Annotated in this window: 19 protein-coding genes and 2 tRNA genes; 1 reads left to right on the top strand and 20 read right to left on the bottom strand. The window is 38.1% G+C overall.

Annotated elements, in window-relative coordinates; all coding sequences use genetic code 11:
* From ACY3XC_RS22645 to ACY3XC_RS22550, 20 genes are all read right to left on the bottom strand, one after another.
* The gene (locus tag ACY3XC_RS22645; protein ID WP_464870566.1) at positions 1–1443 is read right to left on the bottom strand and encodes a sensor histidine kinase; all 1443 of its coding nucleotides are present in this window, start codon (positions 1441–1443) and stop codon (positions 1–3) included.
* A 237-nt stretch (positions 1444–1680) separates the two neighbouring features.
* Positions 1681–4350 (bottom strand): pyruvate, phosphate dikinase, encoded by a 2670-nt coding sequence (gene ppdK / locus ACY3XC_RS22640; RefSeq protein ID WP_464870629.1) that lies wholly within the window; start codon positions 4348–4350, stop codon positions 1681–1683.
* Positions 4351–4352: 2 nt separating this feature from the next.
* On the bottom strand, positions 4353–5168 hold the full coding sequence (locus ACY3XC_RS22635; RefSeq protein WP_179160600.1) for a pyruvate, water dikinase regulatory protein: 816 nt from the start codon (positions 5166–5168) through the stop codon (positions 4353–4355).
* Positions 5169–5186: 18 nt separating this feature from the next.
* Positions 5187–5828 (bottom strand): helix-turn-helix transcriptional regulator, encoded by a 642-nt coding sequence (locus tag ACY3XC_RS22630; protein WP_179160557.1) that lies wholly within the window; start codon positions 5826–5828, stop codon positions 5187–5189.
* A 180-nt stretch (positions 5829–6008) separates the two neighbouring features.
* On the bottom strand, positions 6009–6818 hold the full coding sequence (gene mutM, locus ACY3XC_RS22625) for a bifunctional DNA-formamidopyrimidine glycosylase/DNA-(apurinic or apyrimidinic site) lyase (protein WP_464870565.1): 810 nt from the start codon (positions 6816–6818) through the stop codon (positions 6009–6011).
* A gap of 100 nt (positions 6819–6918) precedes the next feature.
* Positions 6919–6992: transfer RNA gene (locus ACY3XC_RS22620), tRNA-Ile, on the bottom strand.
* Positions 6993–7004: 12 nt separating this feature from the next.
* Positions 7005–7078: transfer RNA gene (locus ACY3XC_RS22615), tRNA-Gly, on the bottom strand.
* 61 nt (positions 7079–7139) lie between these two features.
* The gene (locus ACY3XC_RS22610) at positions 7140–7415 is read right to left on the bottom strand and encodes a DUF1450 domain-containing protein (protein ID WP_464870564.1); all 276 of its coding nucleotides are present in this window, start codon (positions 7413–7415) and stop codon (positions 7140–7142) included.
* Between the two features lie 134 nt (positions 7416–7549).
* Positions 7550–7672 (bottom strand): FbpB family small basic protein, encoded by a 123-nt coding sequence (locus tag ACY3XC_RS22605; protein WP_179160560.1) that lies wholly within the window; start codon positions 7670–7672, stop codon positions 7550–7552.
* Between the two features lie 177 nt (positions 7673–7849).
* Positions 7850–8167: a DUF6092 family protein gene (locus tag ACY3XC_RS22600; RefSeq protein ID WP_464870563.1), complete on the bottom strand. Its 318-nt coding sequence runs from the start codon at positions 8165–8167 to the stop codon at positions 7850–7852.
* Positions 8145–8660: a nitroreductase family protein gene (locus ACY3XC_RS22595; protein ID WP_464870628.1), complete on the bottom strand. Its 516-nt coding sequence runs from the start codon at positions 8658–8660 to the stop codon at positions 8145–8147. The genes ACY3XC_RS22600 and ACY3XC_RS22595 overlap by 23 nt, the downstream gene beginning before the upstream one ends.
* Positions 8661–8687: 27 nt before the next feature.
* Positions 8688–9545: an NADPH-dependent oxidoreductase gene (locus ACY3XC_RS22590; RefSeq protein WP_464870562.1), complete on the bottom strand. Its 858-nt coding sequence runs from the start codon at positions 9543–9545 to the stop codon at positions 8688–8690.
* Between the two features lie 40 nt (positions 9546–9585).
* Positions 9586–10533 (bottom strand): aminopeptidase, encoded by a 948-nt coding sequence (locus ACY3XC_RS22585; protein ID WP_464870561.1) that lies wholly within the window; start codon positions 10531–10533, stop codon positions 9586–9588.
* A 13-nt stretch (positions 10534–10546) separates the two neighbouring features.
* Complete coding sequence (locus ACY3XC_RS22580; RefSeq protein WP_464870560.1) at positions 10547–11218, bottom strand: AroM family protein; 672 nt, start codon at positions 11216–11218, stop codon at positions 10547–10549.
* Between the two features lie 56 nt (positions 11219–11274).
* A complete protein-coding gene (locus ACY3XC_RS22575) occupies positions 11275–12222 on the bottom strand; it encodes a DUF1177 domain-containing protein (protein WP_464870559.1) in 948 nt (315 codons plus the stop codon).
* Positions 12223–12241: 19 nt separating this feature from the next.
* Entirely contained in the window at positions 12242–13303 is a 1062-nt protein-coding gene (locus ACY3XC_RS22570) for a DUF917 domain-containing protein (RefSeq protein WP_464870558.1), read from the bottom strand.
* 11 nt (positions 13304–13314) lie between these two features.
* Positions 13315–14940 (bottom strand): OPT/YSL family transporter, encoded by a 1626-nt coding sequence (locus ACY3XC_RS22565; protein WP_179160568.1) that lies wholly within the window; start codon positions 14938–14940, stop codon positions 13315–13317.
* Positions 14941–15005: 65 nt separating this feature from the next.
* Entirely contained in the window at positions 15006–15941 is a 936-nt protein-coding gene (locus ACY3XC_RS22560; protein ID WP_464870627.1) for a DMT family transporter, read from the bottom strand.
* An 89-nt stretch (positions 15942–16030) separates the two neighbouring features.
* The gene (locus tag ACY3XC_RS22555; RefSeq protein ID WP_464870557.1) at positions 16031–16687 is read right to left on the bottom strand and encodes an aspartate/glutamate racemase family protein; all 657 of its coding nucleotides are present in this window, start codon (positions 16685–16687) and stop codon (positions 16031–16033) included.
* Between the two features lie 162 nt (positions 16688–16849).
* Positions 16850–18379: a PucR family transcriptional regulator gene (locus ACY3XC_RS22550; protein WP_464870556.1), complete on the bottom strand. Its 1530-nt coding sequence runs from the start codon at positions 18377–18379 to the stop codon at positions 16850–16852.
* 241 nt (positions 18380–18620) lie between these two features.
* On the opposite strand from ACY3XC_RS22550, the gene ACY3XC_RS22545 reads away from it, so the two are divergent.
* Complete coding sequence (locus ACY3XC_RS22545; protein ID WP_464870626.1) at positions 18621–18992, top strand: VOC family protein; 372 nt, start codon at positions 18621–18623, stop codon at positions 18990–18992.
* The last annotated feature ends 56 nt before the right edge of the window (positions 18993–19048 follow it).

The raw sequence follows: 19048 nt of genomic DNA, 5'->3' as shown, positions 1-19048 counted from the left end.
TTACACACCTTTCTTCAAAGAAAAGAAAACACTTGTACCTTTGCCTTTCTCACTCGCTGCCCAAATCTCCCCTTCATGCTCTTCAATAATGTGTTTAGAAATGGCTAGCCCTAACCCACTTCCGCCAGTCTGGGAATTTCTTGATATTTCAGCTCGATAAAAACGATTAAAAATGTATGGTAACGCTGAAGGGTCAATTCCATAACCGTTATCCGTCACTTCTACGACTACATCAAATGGTCCTTCATGCAAAGTAATAGAAATGTATTTATCATCTTTATTCATATACTTAACACAATTGTTTATTAGATTTACTAAAACACGTTTTAACTTCTCTCGGTCAGCTGTCACGTACATAGGTTGATTCATTGTATGATAGGTAATCTGTATCCCTTTTTGAACTAAATCTAAATGAAGTTTTTCTACAAAATCCCGCATGTATTCAACTAGTTCGATTATTTCAAAAGTGAATGATTCTTTCTTTAAATCAAGTTTTGAGAATAAAAACAGCTCATCAATCAATGAATCCATATCTCTTGCTTTTACGTGAATGGTGGTTAAATACTTCTCCATTTTCTCTCGGGTGTTTGCCACACCGTCTTTTATCCCCTCCACATAGCCAATTATGGAAGTAATCGGTGTCTTTAAATCATGGGAAATATTTGAAAGTAGTTCTTTTCGATTTTCCTCATATTGAATCTGTAGGGTTATCGACTCCTTAAGTTTAACTCTCATTTCTTCAAAGGTTTTATTTAATTGGCCGATTTCGTCACTTGAAGCAGTTTTGATTTCAAAATTTAAATCTCCAGACTTAATCCGTTCTGCACCTTCTTTTAGAACGGAGATTGGCTTGATAATGCTCCTTGACACTATATAGTTTAATAACCCAATAATCATGATAAACAGAAGCAGCAATAGACCTAATAAAATGGGAAACATTTCTCTAATCAACTGAGCATTCGAGCTTACCTTCCTCAATACAAAAATACTTCCTTTACTTTTATCTGAAAAGTAAAAATCAAACTTTACATACGTAAAAAAGAAGTCATTTATTTTAATGGAATCCCTCGTATTAATATTCGTTTCTTCAAACTTAGGAAGTGATGTATCCAATGCCTGCTGATCTAACGTGGAAGTAGCGTACTCAATGTCCTTATCTTTTCTAACAACAATTTTGATATCTTGATGTTCAATCTTCTTCAGTTGTTCAATATTTAATAGCTGCTCAGAGTTATTTTTTGCCAATAGCTTTAAATCAAGAAACACACTTTCCTCTATAGGAGTCAAAGGTTTTTGAAGATAAGATTTTTTATAAAAGTTCGCTATAGAATTTACATCGCCCGTTATTGTAAAAATAAGTAAATAACCAGCAGCTAAGAATAAAGTGATAGAAAACAGTATTACCCCCACGTAAGACAACAGAAATCTCATTTTAATGGACATATAATCACCTCCGATTCATCCCACGCTAATCTTTATAAAAACTTAAGAAAACCATATCATACAATTCTTAAAATTTTCGAAAATAAAAATTAAAAAAATGAAAACATCTACAAATTATATCCCCAAGTAGGCGCATTTATTGTAACAGAAAAAAGCATACCAATTCTTAGCGAATTGATATGCTAACTATATGTTTCTCAAGAAAAACGGTACGTAGTACACGTCCTCATACAAAATTTATGCAGTTGTATAAACTTCTTTTTTATTTGATTCATGACGAATCGTTGCTTGTGCAGCCGCTAATCTTGCCAGCGGCACACGGTAAGGTGAGCAGCTTACATAATCAAGTCCAGTTTTGTAGCAGAAATCAATGGACGTTTTCTCGCCGCCATGCTCACCACAAATTCCGGTTTTTAATGTAGGTTTAGCTCCACGGCCGAGTCTAACTCCCATTTCTACTAATCTGCCAACACCGTCTTGATCAAGGACAGCAAACGGATTTTCTGGCAAAACCTTATTTTCAATATAATTTTGAAGGAATTTCCCTTCTGCATCATCACGGCTGTAACCGAATGTTGTTTGTGTTAAATCGTTCGTACCAAACGAGAAGAAATCTGCTTCTTGTGCAATTTGATCAGCGGTAATCGCCGCTCGTGGAATTTCAATCATCGTTCCAATTGTGTACTCAAATTGCTTTCCTGTTTCTTCCTGCACTTTTACAGCAGCATCGATCACAAGCTGGCGCATTTGTTTCAACTCATTAACATGACCAACAAGTGGAATCATGATTTCTGGCTGAACTTCCATCCCTTTGTCAGCAAGCTTAGCCGCAGCATAGAAAATTGCCTTTGCCTGCATTTCATAAATTTCTGGATATACCATACCGAGACGGCAGCCGCGGTGTCCGAGCATTGGGTTGTATTCATCTAATTGGCGAACCTTTTTCAATAGTAATTCTTTTTTCTTCAGCTCAGGAGAGGAAGGATCAAGAATTTGCAGCTTTGTCACTTCGACTAATAGCTCTTCCTTATCTGGTAAGAACTCATGTAAAGGCGGATCCAATAAACGAATCGTTACCGGGTATCCCTGCATCGCTTCAAAGATTCCTTCAAAATCGCCTTGCTGCATTGGAAGCAACTCAGCAAGTGCATCCTTACGCTCGCCGAATGTTTCAGCTAAAATCATTTTTTGAACGATTGGAATACGTTTCAAGTCCATAAACATATGCTCTGTACGGCACAATCCAATACCGCCGGCACCAAATTCAAAGGCTTTTTGTGCATCTTCAGGATTATCAGCATTTGCACGAACAGCTATTTTTCGCTCTTGGTCAGCCCAAGCAAGTAAGAGCTGGAATTCATCTGAAAGCTCTGGTTCAATCATTGGAATTTCTCCCAGCATGATTTCTCCTGTTGAACCATCAATCGTGATTACATCACCGTAGTTGATAACCTTCTCGTCCACTTTAAATTGTTTTGCTTTTACATCAATTTTTAATGCGTCACATCCGCAAATACATGCTTTACCCATACCGCGCGCAACAACTGCAGCGTGACTTGTCATCCCGCCACGGCTTGTAAGGATTGCTTGAGCTGCAACAATTCCGTGAATATCATCAGGTGTTGTTTCTGGACGAACAAGAATAACCTTTTTACCAGCATTTCCTAATTCCTCTGCTTCATCTGCATCAAATACAACCTGACCAGTAGCCGCACCTGGTGATGCTGGAAGACCTTTTGCTAATAAAGTACGCTCATACTTATCATCTATTCTGCGATGAAGCAGCTGATTTAATTGATCTGGGTCGACACGAAGCAAGGCTGTCTTCTTATCAATAATTCCTTCTTCAACCATCTCAACCGCAATCCGAATGGCAGCTTGAGCTGTCCGCTTACCATTTCGGGTTTGAAGAATAAATAAATTCCCGCGTTCTACTGTAAATTCAATATCCTGCATTTCTTGATAATGCTGCTCCAAACGTTTACATGTTTCTGAGAATTGTTTAAAAACCGCAGGCATCTCATCTTTTAAGGTTTGAATTGGCTGTGGTGTACGAATTCCAGCTACCACATCTTCACCCTGTGCATTAATTAAGTATTCACCATAAAGAACGTGCTCCCCAGTAGATGGATTTCGAGTAAAGGCCACGCCAGTCCCTGAATCATTGCCCATATTACCGAATACCATGCTTTGAATATTGACAGCCGTTCCAAGGTGATCCGGAATTTTGTTTAAGCGGCGGTAGACGATAGCACGCTGATTATTCCAAGAATCAAACACCGCGTTAATGGCAAGAAATAGCTGTTCCTTCGGATCCTGAGGAAAGTCTTTTCTTGTATGCTTTTTAACAATTCGTTTATACCCTTCGATGACCTCTTTCCAGTCCTCAGCAGTCATTTCTGGGTCTGCGCTATAACCCTTTTCTTCCCGTGTTTCTTCTAATAATTGTTCAAAATAATACGTATTGATATCAAGGACAACATTGCTGAACATTTGGATGAAACGGCGGTAAGAATCATAGGCAAAACGAGGATTATTCGTTAACTTCCCCATTCCAATAACTGTTTCATCGTTCATTCCAAGGTTTAAGACCGTATCCATCATCCCTGGCATTGAAAATACAGAACCTGAGCGGACAGAAACAAGTAAAGGATTATGTGCATCGCCTAGTTTTTTCCCCATTTTTTCCTCTAGAGTGTTTAGTGCTCCCAATACTTGACTTTCAACGAGCGATGGAATCATTTTTCCTGCATCATAATAGGCATTACATGCTTGTGTTGAAATCGTAAAACCATAAGGAACCGGCAGACCAATCCGCGTCATTTCCGCTAGATTTGCTCCTTTTCCTCCTAGCGTTTCCTTCATATCTCCATTTCCTTCATGAAATAAGTAAACGAATTTATCCATCATCATAAGCTCCTCTCTTTTTTCAACACTTCCAAAATTAGTCCAGCGGTTTCTTCGATTGCTTTATTTGAAACATTGATAATAGGACAGCCTACTCGCTTCATAATTTTTTCAGCATAATCCAGTTCATCAAGAATTCTTTCGAAACTTGCGTAACTTGCTTTAGAGCCTAACCCTAAAGCTTTTAGCCTTTCAATACGAATTTCGTTTAATTTATTGGGTGAAATAATTAATCCAATACAATTCTTCCTCGGAATCTCGAACAATTCCTCTGGTGCTGGTACCTCCGGAACTAACGGAACATTGGCAACCTTAAAACGTTTATGAGCCAAATACATCGATAATGGTGTCTTCGAGGTTCTTGAAACACCGATTAAGACAATATCTGCCTTGAGAATTCCTCGTGGATCACGCCCATCATCGTATTTCACCGCAAATTCGATGGCTTCTATTTTTCTAAAATACTCTTCATCTAGTTTTCTCATTAAGCCTGGCTGATGATGAGGCGTTTTATTAAAACTTGTGGTGAATGCATTCATCAACGGACTAAGCAAATCCACTGCCCTAATGTTTTCTTCTGCCGCACGACGATCTAAATACTCCTTTAATACTGGAATGACAATCGTATAGGCAATGATTGACTTTCCTTTTTTTGCTAGTATAAGGACATCTTCAATGTCTTCTAGATCATCCACATAGGAATTGCGTCGAATCTCTACATTTCCCCCGTTAAATTGTGTTGCAACCGCTTTTACAACAAACTCTGCTGTTTCCCCAACAGAGTCCGAAACCACATAGACTACTTCCTTCTCTACCAAAATTACTGCCACTCCCCTTTATACCGATTTTTGCTCCATTATTTCTAGGTATGCTCGTGTGATGGTTGTTTTTGTAATCCGACCGACAAGTAAATATGTATGGTTTCCCGGATTGATTTCTTTCACTACAGGTAAGGAGTCAATGTGATTCGTAATCATTTTTTTAGCAGCTTCTAACATTGTTTCCTCAGGTGTGATTGTGATAATGTTAGGCATTCTGGTCATAATGACACTGCAGGGTAATTCCTGCAAATCTTTATTGCCTATAGCTGTTCTTAGTAAATCTTTTCTAGAAATGACACCCGCTAAATAGCCGTTGCTATCTACCGCATATAGAGTACCGACATCTTCTAAAAATAGTTGAACAATCGCATCGTATACAGAAGTAGATTTTTCTACTACGATTGGATGAGCTTTATAATCTGCCACTTTTTTATGGAGAAATTTCTCTGCCTGATGCTTTACCTCTTGGTTATTATTAAAAAAATAACCAACTCGAGGTCTGGCATCCAAATTACCAGCCATTGTTAAGATAGCTAAGTCTGGTCTTAATGCTGCTCTTGTTAAGGAAAGCTTTTCTGCAATTTGCTGACCCGTAATAGGTCCACTTTCCTTTACAATCTTTAGAATCTCATCTTGGCGTTTCGTCAGTTTAATCACATTGACCCCCTTTTCAATTTAATTAAGTTATATTTTTTAACAAAAATACAAATGTGTTATACTTATTAATATATAGTATATTACATTTATACAATATAAGGAACAATTTGTTCAACATATTTTTGACAAATTATGAAACTCTTCAAAAAAAAGAATCCTGCCGAAGAGGTAGGATTCTTGCTATTTTTGACAATTGGGACAGAAATAGGTTTTACGAGAAGAAATCATTTCTTTAATAATGGTGCTGCCACATCTTTTGCACTTCTCTCCTTCCCGGTCATACACAAGACAGAGATTATTATAGCCCCCCGTTAAATTGTCCCCTTGGAAAAATGGATTTTCCATGTATCCACCATGCTTTAAAGCATCTAGGAGCACATGCTTCATCGATTGGTAAAGTTGATTTCGTTCAGGCTCACCCATGTCTTCTATACTCCGTTTCGTCTTAATTCCAGCATGATAACAAATTTCATCAGAGTAACAATTCCCAATCCCTCCAATAAACTCCTGATCAAGAAGTTTTGATTTTATTTTTCCACGTCTATCATCAAGTATTTTTAAAAATGCCGGCAAAGTGAACTGAGAGTCCAATGGCTCCGGCCCCAATGAAGATAATTCTTTTTGAACATCCAGTTCACTATATAAATGCAAATAACCCAGCCGCAATCCAATAAAATAAAGATGGTGATTTCCAAATGATAATCGAACCTGTATGGTTCTTTCCGGTTTATCTTCCTCTCTCCCAAAATACATCCAGCCGCCAAGCATCAAATGCAACAGGAGGACCTGCCCATTTTCTAAGTGAAATAATAAATGCTTACCTCTTCTGTTGACGGTCATAAGCTTCTGATTTGTGACACTATTAATAAAGAGCTTAGTGTTCACATTAACCGATTTCTCACGATTGATTTGTACCTGTGTAATGGTTTGACCTGCTATTTTTTGATTTAATAATCTTCGGTAATTTTCCATCTCCGGAAGTTCAGGCATCTATCTGCTCCTCTTTAAGGCTTTTTCATATCTTTTCCTCATAAACGCAAAAAAACCGAACTAATTAAAGTTCGGTTTTTGTATCGATAATTTATTAAAGTGGGCCTAAATGGACTCGAACCATCGACCTCACGCTTATCAGGCGTGCGCTCTAACCAGCTGAGCTATAGGCCCATTTAGATGAATTGGAGCGGGTGATGAGAATCGAACTCACAACATCAGCTTGGAAGGCTGAGGTTTTACCACTAAACTACACCCGCATTAATAGCACCCAACAAATAGTACATGAAATATTATAACACCCTGCAAATAAGTTGTAAACTACTTTTTATCAACCTCTAGATGTTTAAGTTTTTCCAATAATTGCTTTGAGTCTTTAGCTGCAATAAATTCACCATTTACAATCGCATAAGGAGATATTTTGCATTCCTCACATCTACTTTGACAATGGTACTCTTTATATTCAATATTTTTTTTACCCAAAAAAGCACTGTATTCATTTTGAAGCTCATCAGGCAAAAAGCGATTTAGATTTTTTTCACAGAAGTCAACTTTTAATTTTTTTTCCTTCGTAAAAAGTTTAGTAATAAAGTTCATTCGCTGCACATCTCCACTGCTAGGCATTTACATTAAGTATATCAATTTAATATAAATAATTCTCCTAAAATAAATGATAAAGAGCAACCATTTCTAATAGGGTTGCTCTTTTTTTATAGCAATATATGAAATTTTTATCTTTTTGAATGTTTTTTATCAATTTTCGCCTCAATTCTCTCCATTGCTTTTACATCACTTTTTAGTTCCTGTTTATTATCATCCACTAATTTCTTAAAGCTTATACTGCGTTTTCTCATTTGTTTCTCCACCTTTCTTATGTTTTTATTATACTAAAAGTAAAAAGCTTAAAATCAGCAGAAATATTACAACTTTTTGAACTTTTTTATTTTATCAGAACATTATAAAAAAGAATCACCTAAATTATGAACATAACTAGAAAATCCATTTAGTGGATAATTCCCCGCATCATAAAATTATTTATCAATGTTCATCGAAAGATTAACAATTTCAAGAACGGATTCATCAATTGCTCTGCCGAATTCTTTTGGATCTGTCATCGCACGCCATCTTTCTTTCCTTACATTCGATAACCCCTCTTCGAGCGCTTTATCCTTTATCCCAGCTTCTTGAAGAAGAGAAATAGCCCTTTCCATTGAATCTATCATTCTCATTGCTCCATAACTATGCGGTTCCCGATATAGACCTTTTGCGCTTGTAAGTGTGTATGCTACATAATCGCGTAGCTTTTCGATGATTTGTTCCTCTGACTTAATAGTTTCCATATTGGTCATGTGAAATCACCTCCACTGCCAGTTTGCTCGTTTTAGGACGGGGAGGCATGCTTGTATAGCCAAGACTAATTAATAATTCTGGTTCTACATCTTCTGGAAGCCTTAGAATCTTTTTAATAGATTTGCGATGAAAGGAACGGACAGGACAATTTCCAACACCATTTGAATGTGCAGCCAAAAGGACATATGCTGCTGCGATACCTAGATTTACAAAGCGAAGGACTTCAGCTGTATCCACTCCTCCACGATTTATTGATTCCGTTGCATTGGAGCAAAATACTACAACAGCAGCAGGATCTCCTGATAATCCTGGAGCAAAACGTTTGATTAGTCTTAATTGTCTATCATCCTGAACAATGACAAAGTGCGATTCTTGTGCGTTACTCCCAGACGGACTATTTAGTATGGCACTTTCAATATCTTGTATAAATTCAGGCGGTAATTTACTAGGTTCAAAGGACCTTGTACTACGCCTTGATTTCACAGCCTCCATTACTTCCACTTCATTCCACACCCTTCCTTATTTTAATGAAAAACCATACTCTTTCAGAATATGTTTAAGATTTTCTCTTAAGCTTGCAGATACAGCTATGGTTTCAGGACGAGTGCAGCGGCGGGCAGTATGCTCACACCACCCATACTCTATTCCCTCTTTTTCTGGTTCACCAGCTAAAGAAACGCGCCGTCCATCATATGTTCTTCGTGAAATCATTGTTTGATCATATTCATTCAAATACTTATCCAATTCTTCACTGGAATAGGTTTCTTCATGTACAGTCACTTTGGCAGGAAGCCGCGGTTTAACACCTCGCCTCACTCCCTCCCTCTCAAATCCAATCGCTAAACCTGAGACAGCAAATACACCCTTTGGCAGTTTAAGCTCCTTGGCAACCGCCATAGGATCATTCCTAATGGAACCTACCGGACAACATCCAAGGCCTAGAGATTCTGCTGCGACAATTGCGTTTTGTAAGGCCAACGAAGCATCCATTGCGGCAAGTAAAAACATCTCAAGTGTATCTGCTGCAAATCCATACTCTTGTCTAGCGGTAACATATTTCAACCGAAAAATATCTGCACAAAATAATAGAAAAACAGGTGCCTCATGGATAAACTTTTGATTTCCAGACAAACGGGCAAGTTTATCTTTTCGCTGTTCATTTTTGACAACGATGATACTGTAAGCCTGTAGATTGGATGATGTTGGAGCACTACGGGAAGCAGTGATAATAGCCTGCAGCATTTCTTCAGGAATTCGTTTTTGTTCAAATCCGCGGACGGATTCATGAGCAGTAAGCACATTTATCGTTTGATTATGGAAATTACTAGGTAGGTCAATCCCTTCTAGTTCTAACCTGCCGGTAATAAGTTTCGTCATACTAACCACCTTTTTCCCTATAGCAAACTTGGTGTTTCTTTTATTGTTTAAAACTTCCTTTTTCCATCAAACATTCATCATCAATATAAACATCCGGTATGGTAACGACCCCATCGATGTGTACACCGGCAGAGATTGTCCCACCAAAAGTGTTATTGCTTCCAAAAGCAACATGAATCGTCCCATATACTTTTTCATCTTCTAATACAACGCCTGTGATTCTTGCCTTATCGTTTGTACCTATTCCAAATTCGCCTAGCAGTCTACCGTCGCCATCACCAAGAATTTCTAAGAGTCTAACTCCTGCCTCTCCTTCGGCAGAGACAATCCTACCATTTTCAATTGTTAAAAGCACAGGAGTTTCTAGTCGGCCAATCCCTGCAATCGAGCCGTCAATTAAGATTTGTCCATTTGCTGTTCCCTCAAATGGTGCGACATAGGCTTCACCTGAGGGCAGATTACCTGATTCTCCAGCATTTAGATACATTCCTGTACTTGGAATTCCATCCCTGCCATCTATGGAAAAGGTGAGTGTATATCCTTCCTTTTCGATCCTGACCTCTTTTCCTTCAGTTAGAATATCAGTAACGACATCCGTTAAAAATTTCACTTGCGTATAATCAGCAGAAATCGCTCCTTCCAAAAACATATCTTCGGTAATACCAGGCATTGTTGCCAATCGTGTCCCTGCGGCGGCAGCCTTCTTTCTTGCTTTTGTATGTGTTAATGAGTGTTCAGTAAGACATACTACCACATCTGCCTCAATCATCGCTGCTGTTACGGAAGCGGGCGGTTCTTCACCTGATTTTTTTCGTTCCTTCATCACCATTAACATGCTTTCGGCACCAAGTAATTTTCCTGCTTCGAATAAGGATTCACCTAACTCCTTTTTAACATCATCGGTTACAACAAGGAACAATTCGTTCTCTTTGAGTCCTAAACATTTCACCAATACATTTTTGCTAATTTCGATTAACTGTTGATTCATTTTAATCACCCTTTTATATCATTTCTGATGTTAATTTTGCCATAATGGCATTAGAAAGTATAACTGGCACACCTGTTGCTTGTGAAACCATTTCCCTTGCTTTCTCTGTGTAACCCATGCAATCGAGTAAAATAATATCTACTTTATCTTTCAGTTCGTTTGCAGCTGCTTCAAAGCTTTTTGGATCAATATGATAAGGCGATGCAACACCAAAAGTAGGTGATAACCCAAATGGTAAAAACTTCGATATTAATGATTCTTTTTGCTCATCTAGCGGGACAATGACTCCAAATCTTCTGCTGCCAACCATTGCCTTAACGGCTGGTGGAATAACATGATCAGGTTCTATTAAATAGGCGCTCTCAGTAGAAAGTCCGGGAAATACACCTGTACAAAGCAGCAGGATTTGTTTAATCCCTATTTTCTCAAGATCATTAATTTTTTCTTGTACAATCAGTTTAATTTTCTCACGCGACATGATAACTGATTCATTTGAGACCAATCGCGATGTTAAAACATAATCTCCCTCGTCTGGATACAAATTTTCTACTATATATTCCTTTGACATACCGTCCAATACCCCAACTTGAACCAACTGAGCACGCCCATCCAAGTATTTCTCAATAATAGGTGCGACATCGTTTCTTGGTGCTTGACCAATAGTAATCATTCCTAACCTTTCCATCCTTACACCCCTTTATAAAATGAAAATAAAAGGAGAGCAGACGCGCCCTCCCCTAATTACAGCTGAGGAGCTTTTTGCCCCATCGTTTGGAATCTTTCCATAGAACCATATAATTCTGTGATTCTATTAAACTCATCTTTACTATATAATTCACATGTTCCGTTTGTTGCTTCCTTAGCCACTTCTACGGCAAAACGGACGGCATCTGCGATATCGGTTTCATGACTCGCACCAGTTCCACAGCCTGGAACAACGGATTGAGCTGTAATGGCTACCCCGACTACAGGAGCTGATGTAGCAACTGCAGGCTGTAGGATGGAGTTTATATGATACAAATCATTCCCGTATGGTGTAATGTCTTGAGTAGTAATTGGGAAGGTTACTGCGAATTGACCTGTTGCCATCTCCATAATCCTCAGTAAATCATCGCTAACACGGAGAATATACCCTTCCTTCACAGTTGGAGAAATAGCAATTCCTTTATGATTGATAACACGATTTCCTTTTGTCGTATCAATCGATAAAATAGATTCCATTTCTGGGACCACTTCATATTTATTCATTGTAAGAATATCTACCGGCGAATCCATAAAATCTACTGGTTCATGCGGGCGTGTCGGTGCATCTGGACAAATATGGGTAGTTACAATAACGTCCCCAACAAGCGTATCACCTTTAGTTTGCATATCAGCTAGTTTTAATGCGGAAGCAACGGCTGCAACGGCTCCATCAGCATCAGAAACCATTCCAATACGACTTGGTCGGGCCCCTATTCCACCTAATCTGCCCACAATACCAAAAGTTGGTGCGTCTCCACCATTGCTTTTTCCATTTGAACCCGGAATTACAATTTTTATGAAATCAGTACTGCCCTTATCACCTTCAACAGTTTGAACCGTTACAGTTACGTTAGCATAAGTACTAAATAACTCCTTCACCTTTTCCCCTGAAACATAAGCATTGTCTAATATATCGATTGCAGTTAACGTTTGTTTAAGTACCACTTTTTTCCTCTCCCTTTGCTTAGATGTTATATTCAAGAATTGAGCGATTAATAATATCCTCTACCGGTTTCAGTAACTTTTCATTTCTCATCGTACTGCTTAAAATTAACTTTTCCTTTGGAACTGCTATAACAGCGATTTGCTGACCTTTTTGTATAGCAGCAGAAACAATCGGCTCAGCTGTTCTTGCGTCAAGTGTCATAATAAGGTCTGGAAAGGTTCCAAATCTCTCACCATTTTTTTCAATCGTCATGTATTCATTCCAAAAGGTTAATTCATAGGAATCATTTATGGTGACTGTGCCTACATCAAAACCGCCTGTTGTTTCGAGTGAAAAATCCGTTACCGTTCCTTCTGTAACCACTCTTCCTCCCAACGTCCCGACAACAGCATCGATGGCCGCTTCACCGACATGGCTTAACAATGCTTCTCCTACCTGAATCGCTTGCTGAATCGCACCAGCTGCACCATGAGCCTTGGCATAAGCAACGGTTACAGGGTTTCTAGCCACCGCTACTAAACCACCAGCTTCAATAGAAGCCTTTCGAATTAATGTAGATGCCTTGTCAAGCGATCCAGAAACACTAAATTCTAAATAGTTAGAGCCTTTGCCTCCAACTGCTGCCTGATGAGAAACATAGTCCTCTTGCTCTGAAAGGTTCATTGATCCCATTGATCCTGTTGGATGTGCTCGTCCATTACAAGGAATATCGATTACGGGGATACCTGTTACGGCTGATTGGAACCAGCCGTTAACCGTAGTACCTGCTCCATTTTCGTTTGTAATAATTCCTTTAAACGGTTTTCCGATTTTTTGTGAAAGAAGATCTAAAGCCCTTGAATAATGAATCGGTTTAACAAATTTATCTTTTGCAGCAGGTGCCCCAACCAATGAAGCTGTTACAACCAAATCTTCATCTGAAAGCTCATCTACGGTCAATAGTTCAGGCTGACCAATGTCAAGAGCGAGCCTGCCAATTTGCAGACCATCTTCAATCCAGCCTCCCCCGCCGCCGCCGAGGACCGCACCGCCATATACTGCATACTCTACAATTTTTTTGTCTAATTGAATTTTCGCCATTTTACTCTCCCTTATTTACCTATTTTGAATACAGAATTGAAGAAGCTAAATAATGCATCACCAGCGATAAATCCAGCTGCTAAAATACTCATTGGTGCTTCCGCTTCTTTACCCTTTGCTTTTACCCAAATTAAGCGAATCGCAATACCAGTAAGTACGGCAAAGCCTGCATATGGTGTTAAGATCAATAAACCTGTTGCAAACAATACCCCTAATTGACGACTTGGACCACCAATCAGCTGAAGAATGGCACCAGGTATTGCCCAGAGTAATAATTGTTTTGCAACATCTGCAGAAGTTCCTGCTTCAATCGTTGAAACATAAACAGCATCAATCGGCGGTACTAAATTTTGTGCAAAATATCCTTTGTAAGTAACAAGCACTGTTAATAAAGCCACACCAAAGGCAATCATTGATGTAAAGTATTGTTGTTTTCGGCCAGCAATTTCATATTCTCTGTTCTTACCTTCGCCGCGTAAGATATGACCTGTTTTAAAATCATAGCCCATATCAGCAAACGCGGGTCCTGTAGCTGCACTAAATCCTGCTAGCAATGCAAGCGCTAATGGCGGGAACCCAATCATCATCCCAATAAGAAGAGTAATAAATGCTACCGCAAACGCTGGGAACCAACCAGAATGCATTGCCGCGATACCTACGATCATTTCATGAACGAATGCCGCAAAAGCAGCAAAGAATAAGAATCCGATAAACATACCTGGAGACATATCAGTGATAAGGCCACCAGTAATCGCAAGGATTAATGCCACCGTAAGATAGGCACCGAAACCTAATCCTAACGCTTTTCTTGCTTTTTCTATCGGGCGAGTAAACTCTTCTTCGTCAGCAATTTCTATAGTTGCTGCCACTTCATCTTTAGTAGATGGTTGTCCGGAATTTTTCTTTTTAGCAAAAATCAATATCGAAACCTGAACTAATGCAACAATCCCCGCACCAATCATAATTCCATGAGGGATATAAAGTGCGTTTACATCTACGCCAAACACAGGAATGGAGTACTGACGGAATAATAGACCAATCCCAAACATTGAAAGGGCCCAAATATTCCCGATAAAAGCAACACCAAATGCTGACATCGGAATATGAAGGAAGGAACCTATGATACCAATAACAGTACCTACTCCAAGTAAACCAGCCCTCTTACCACCTTTATCACCTGCCAGGATTGCTTGAGCCGTTGCAACTCCAGGCGCCCACGTTCCTTTTGCTGGAAATAGTTTAGAATCAAATAGCTTATAAAGAATAGCTGCATCGACAAACATCGCTAACGCAGCACCAATTAACATTGGAATAATTAGTTCTGGTGCACCCATTAAAAATGGAATACCGATTGGAATTAATAGACTATTAGCTGCACCAAAGGTTGCAGCAGATATAGCTGTTTGCACAAGATTTTGACGATGAACAGATTTGTATCGGCTGAAGATCGTAATCGGAATCCTAGCAATTAACATCGCTATTAGGGCACCAATTATTGAAGTATTTGGCGTTACCCCTAAACTTACAATAATCTGCATCCCAATAATGGCACCAAAGACTGAAGTGACGAGCGTTAAAATAAATGTAAATGGTTCGAATAAACGTGGATGCTTTTCGTCATGAGTTTCATGTTTCATAGAAATTCCCCCTATAATTTATGTTGGTTATTCAGTTAACTCACAATCTCTATATGCTTTGAAAGCTATCTTTGCAAGTTTTTAACTTTGCCCTCCAATTTGTTCTTAATCGCATTGGCTTCAGCTAATTGGTTAGCCATCAATTCCGATGGACCTTTTCTAACAGTACTTTTTTGTAAAATGCTAAATAGGATTCCGGTAAATACAAGTGCGGCCCCGATCATTTGCTGTACCGTCACTGTGTTTTTATAAATCAAAAAGTCCAATAACATTGTCATTAAAGGTTGTAAATTTAACACAACAGCAGCTCTTGCTGCTCCAATATCATTCATGGCCTCATTCCACATTAAAGTAGTGAGTCCCTGTCCGATAATTACAGAGCATATCGCAAAACTCCAAATTGCCATTGAATGATTCCAATCGATGTTAGTACCAATCATGAGGAACGGGTCAAAAAGGATTGCACCCATCATAAAACTATAGGTTGTAATGATAATAGGTGACAGCCTTTTAGAAAGCAATCGAACAAAAATAAGGTTACAGGCAAATGTAGCTGTTCCTCCAAAGAGCAGGACATCACCTATATTAAATACGAATTGACCTCGTACAGATAGGACTAAATAAATTCCAAAGATTGCAATCAAACTTCCAATTACCATTTGCCGTGTTACCTTCTCCTTTAGAAACACAGCAGCTAAACCAGCTGTAAGTAAAGGGGATAAACTAAAAATCAAAGAAGCATTTGTAGCAGTTGAATACTTTAGTCCCATAAACAAAAAGATTTGATTTGCAACTAACCCAATTAAACCAGCAAAACAAAATAACACTAGTTCCCTTCGCTGAATTTGAACGAAAGATTTAGTAAAAGAAGCCAACAAACAAAAGAAAATCGATATGACTGTAAGGCTAAAGGCTGATAGAAAAAAGGGAGAAAATTCTTTTAATAAAAATTGACGCGCTAGGTAGTTTCCCGCCCATGTAAAGACACATATTAAGAGCAAAAGATAGGATCTGACCAATGAAAAACCTTCTTTCAAACAAATCCTACTAGTTTTATCCTATCCATTTCAATTGGACCACTAGTAAGCAATTATTTTATCACTGATGCTTGTACATGCTGATACAACGTAGCCGCAAACATTCCCTCTGCCTCAACAGCATCAATAATAGGAACTTTTATTTCTTCTCTTAATAGATCAGCTAGTCCAATCGTTGAAAATCCAGTACATGCAAACACTAATACTTTTGCCCCTCGATCAATTAACTTTTTAGCAGCATCTATAGCATTTTGGCGTCCAGCTGGTGTCATTAAATCAGTCGTGTTTGACACACCTTTTGGTTTATTATTACCAACAAGTAAGTTACCTAGAAGTTGCTCGATAACAGCTGGTGGAGTTTCAGTAATTCCTAGAACACCAACAGGTTCTCCAATCGCCAATGCGGTAAGCGCCGCCGCACTTCCAGCACCAATGACTGGAATCGATACTTCTTTACGCAATTCACTAATAGCAGGGTCAGCTGCACAGCTGATAACAAGGACTTTACATCCCTCTTTTTCCATTTGCTTGCCTAACTCAACGATTTTAGGAACAGCGATTGCTTCTGTCTCATTATTAAATATTCCTAAAGGTTGATCAGGAATACATTTTGTTACGGTTGGTACATCAAAGGATTGTGCTATCACCTTTCCGTGCTGTTGAAGTACCTCTTCTTGGTCTGTCGTAAAAACACGAATAATGCCAATCATCTAATTCATACCTTTCCTAAAAAGTTTATCCAACATATTTTCTGAAAAGAGAGAAAGTATTGAATGTTTATAATTCTAAATAAACCTATAATATTCGACAATGTCCTTCGAAACCAAAAATAAATAGGGCCAATTGTGCGCTCAGCACAATCGACCCTATGATTAAGTTTCCATTTTTAATTTATAATATATAATACATATGTAATAAACAAATCGTTCTCTGAAATTTTCAGTATCGATATCCGCTATCTCACGGATCCTATCCATCCTGTATTTAACTGAATTTCGATGAATAAAGAGTTCTTTAGCTGTTTCCATTAAACTTCCACCTGAGGCCAAATAAAAATAAAATGTTGTGATGAAATCAGTTCCATGTTCCTGGTCATATTTATAAATCTTACCAATCTTTTTTTTCACTAATTTGTCCATGTCTACAAATTCAGAGGCATCTAGTAATAATTGATACAATTCCAAGTCCTCGAAAGCAAACACTCTATAATGATGATATATTCTAGATCCGATCAAAATAGCTCTCTTTGCCTCTAAAAAGCTACCTTGAATATCCCACAACTGTGCTTTCCCGCCAAAACCTACTCGAATCCCTTGCCACTCATAGATAAAAGGTGTCAGAACCGATTTCCAATTTAGGTTATCTTCAATTGTAATCTGTTTAATTTGTTCACCACTATGCGAGGCAAGTAACAAAACTAAACGATTTCCCTTCACAAGAATATGTGAGTTCACCTTATATACTTGTGCAGTTTGTTCGATCAATAAACTGATTTTTTCAAAAAATACATCATTCTCTTCGTTTTCTAATTCAACGATCGCAATCTCCCAGATTCCTTCCGTCTTAAACCCAAATTGGTTTGCCTTATCTATGATCACTTGTTTTGACAGCGGTAATCCAGTCAAAAGTTCTTCAATAAAGTCACCACGTAACTTGTGCTCAGTATCTAATGCAGTTTTCCTTCTCATTAATTCTAAAGAAAATACAAGCCTAGCTTGCTCCACACAAATAAGCTCTAAATCATCTAAATGTTTTTTGTCAATAATCAATTTTCCTTCTAATTGGTTATCCACTCTTATATTCCAGGATAGTGTACCATTTGAAGGGAAATCGGGGGACATTTGTGGTGATGATACAATCATTTTTCCTGCCTTATCGACTAACCATAAGGACGACTTTAGCAATCCAGAAACTCTGTCAGCTACAACCTGAATCCCCCTATTTTCTACTACAAGCGTGGTAAGTGTTTTGTAAATCTCTTCAGACCTTCTAAGTAAAGAAGCTTGTTTGTCAATAATTTGCTCCATAACCGCATGAGTAATATCCATATAAGGTACATTGTTCGGAAGTTGAATAATTGGCAAATTATATTTCTGACTCATTTGAATCATTTCAATAGGCATATCATTCAAGAATCTTTCAGTTTTGATTGCTAACGCAGCTGCTTCAACCTGCGCTAATTGTTCCACTAATTTGGGCAGCAATCTCGGATCATGACGTATAGCATAGGCTGTCGTTAGCAGTAATTCCCCTTCTCTCAACCACCCAGTAACATCCGGAACTTCCATTATATCAATATATTTAACAACACGAGTTAGACCCTTTTCTCCGCCAATTACCCTAGCATCTTTTAATATTGGTAGGCAAAGAATTTCACTTAACGTTATACCGGCAGATTTCATCAAATTCACCTGATTCATATCATTTTATTAACGTGCTTCCAAAAATCCGGGAATATAGTTTTAATAATAATTCCAGTTTACCATTAATAAAAATTCAATAAAATTAAATGTTTTAAGATAATAAAAATAGACTGGCATTTATCATGTATCAGTTAACCAAATATGGGAATATTGTGTAATTAAAGTTCATCAATTATACTTAAACTTATTTAAAAATTATTATTTCGAGAGAGGTAGAATGATGAAACTAGGAGCATTTTCTGTAAGTCTAACTGTGAAAGACATTCATATATCAAAAGAGTTTTACGAAAACCTAGGATTTCAAGCCTTTGGTGGAGATATTAATCAAAATTGGCTGATTATGAAAAATGAAAATTGCATCATTGGACTATTCCAAGGGATGTTCGAAAAGAACATTCTGACTTTTAATCCAGGATGGAATCAAAATGCTGAAAATCTCGAATCATTTACGGACATTCGTGAAATTCAAAAGCAGCTTAAAGAAAAAGGAATAACAATGCATTCTGAAGCAGATGAATCAACCGAAGGACCAGCGCATTTTACAATTGAAGATCCAGATGGTAATCAGATTCTAGTGGATCAACATAGGTAATATAGAGGAAACAACCTTATTTAGAATTTCTATCTATCAATCATCATACTTATTGC

It is taken from the genome of Bacillus sp. CZDM1 (assembly GCF_055502545.1).
This window is presented reverse-complemented; position numbering and strand designations above follow the sequence as displayed.

Coding starts and splice junctions, on each gene's coding strand:
- ACY3XC_RS22645 (WP_464870566.1), bottom strand. CDS start 1,443: ATGTCCATTAAAATGAGATTTCTGTTGTCTTACGTGGGGGTAATACTG.
- mutM (WP_464870565.1), bottom strand. CDS start 6,818: ATGCCTGAACTTCCGGAGATGGAAAATTACCGAAGATTATTAAATCAA.
- ACY3XC_RS22600 (WP_464870563.1), bottom strand. CDS start 8,167: ATGACCAATATGGAAACTATTAAGTCAGAGGAACAAATCATCGAAAAG.
- ACY3XC_RS22565 (WP_179160568.1), bottom strand. CDS start 14,940: ATGAAACATGAAACTCATGACGAAAAGCATCCACGTTTATTCGAACCA.
- ACY3XC_RS22595 (WP_464870628.1), bottom strand. CDS start 8,660: ATGGAGGCTGTGAAATCAAGGCGTAGTACAAGGTCCTTTGAACCTAGT.
- ACY3XC_RS22555 (WP_464870557.1), bottom strand. CDS start 16,687: ATGATTGGCATTATTCGTGTTTTTACGACAGACCAAGAAGAGGTACTT.
- ACY3XC_RS22605 (WP_179160560.1), bottom strand. CDS start 7,672: ATGAGAAAACGCAGTATAAGCTTTAAGAAATTAGTGGATGATAATAAA.
- ACY3XC_RS22590 (WP_464870562.1), bottom strand. CDS start 9,545: ATGACGAAACTTATTACCGGCAGGTTAGAACTAGAAGGGATTGACCTA.
- ACY3XC_RS22550 (WP_464870556.1), bottom strand. CDS start 18,379: ATGAAATCTGCCGGTATAACGTTAAGTGAAATTCTTTGCCTACCAATA.
- ACY3XC_RS22545 (WP_464870626.1), top strand. CDS start 18,621: ATGAAACTAGGAGCATTTTCTGTAAGTCTAACTGTGAAAGACATTCAT.
- ACY3XC_RS22610 (WP_464870564.1), bottom strand. CDS start 7,415: ATGAACTTTATTACTAAACTTTTTACGAAGGAAAAAAAATTAAAAGTT.
- ACY3XC_RS22580 (WP_464870560.1), bottom strand. CDS start 11,218: ATGGAAAGGTTAGGAATGATTACTATTGGTCAAGCACCAAGAAACGAT.
- ppdK (WP_464870629.1), bottom strand. CDS start 4,350: ATGGATAAATTCGTTTACTTATTTCATGAAGGAAATGGAGATATGAAG.
- ACY3XC_RS22585 (WP_464870561.1), bottom strand. CDS start 10,533: ATGAATCAACAGTTAATCGAAATTAGCAAAAATGTATTGGTGAAATGT.
- ACY3XC_RS22570 (WP_464870558.1), bottom strand. CDS start 13,303: ATGGCGAAAATTCAATTAGACAAAAAAATTGTAGAGTATGCAGTATAT.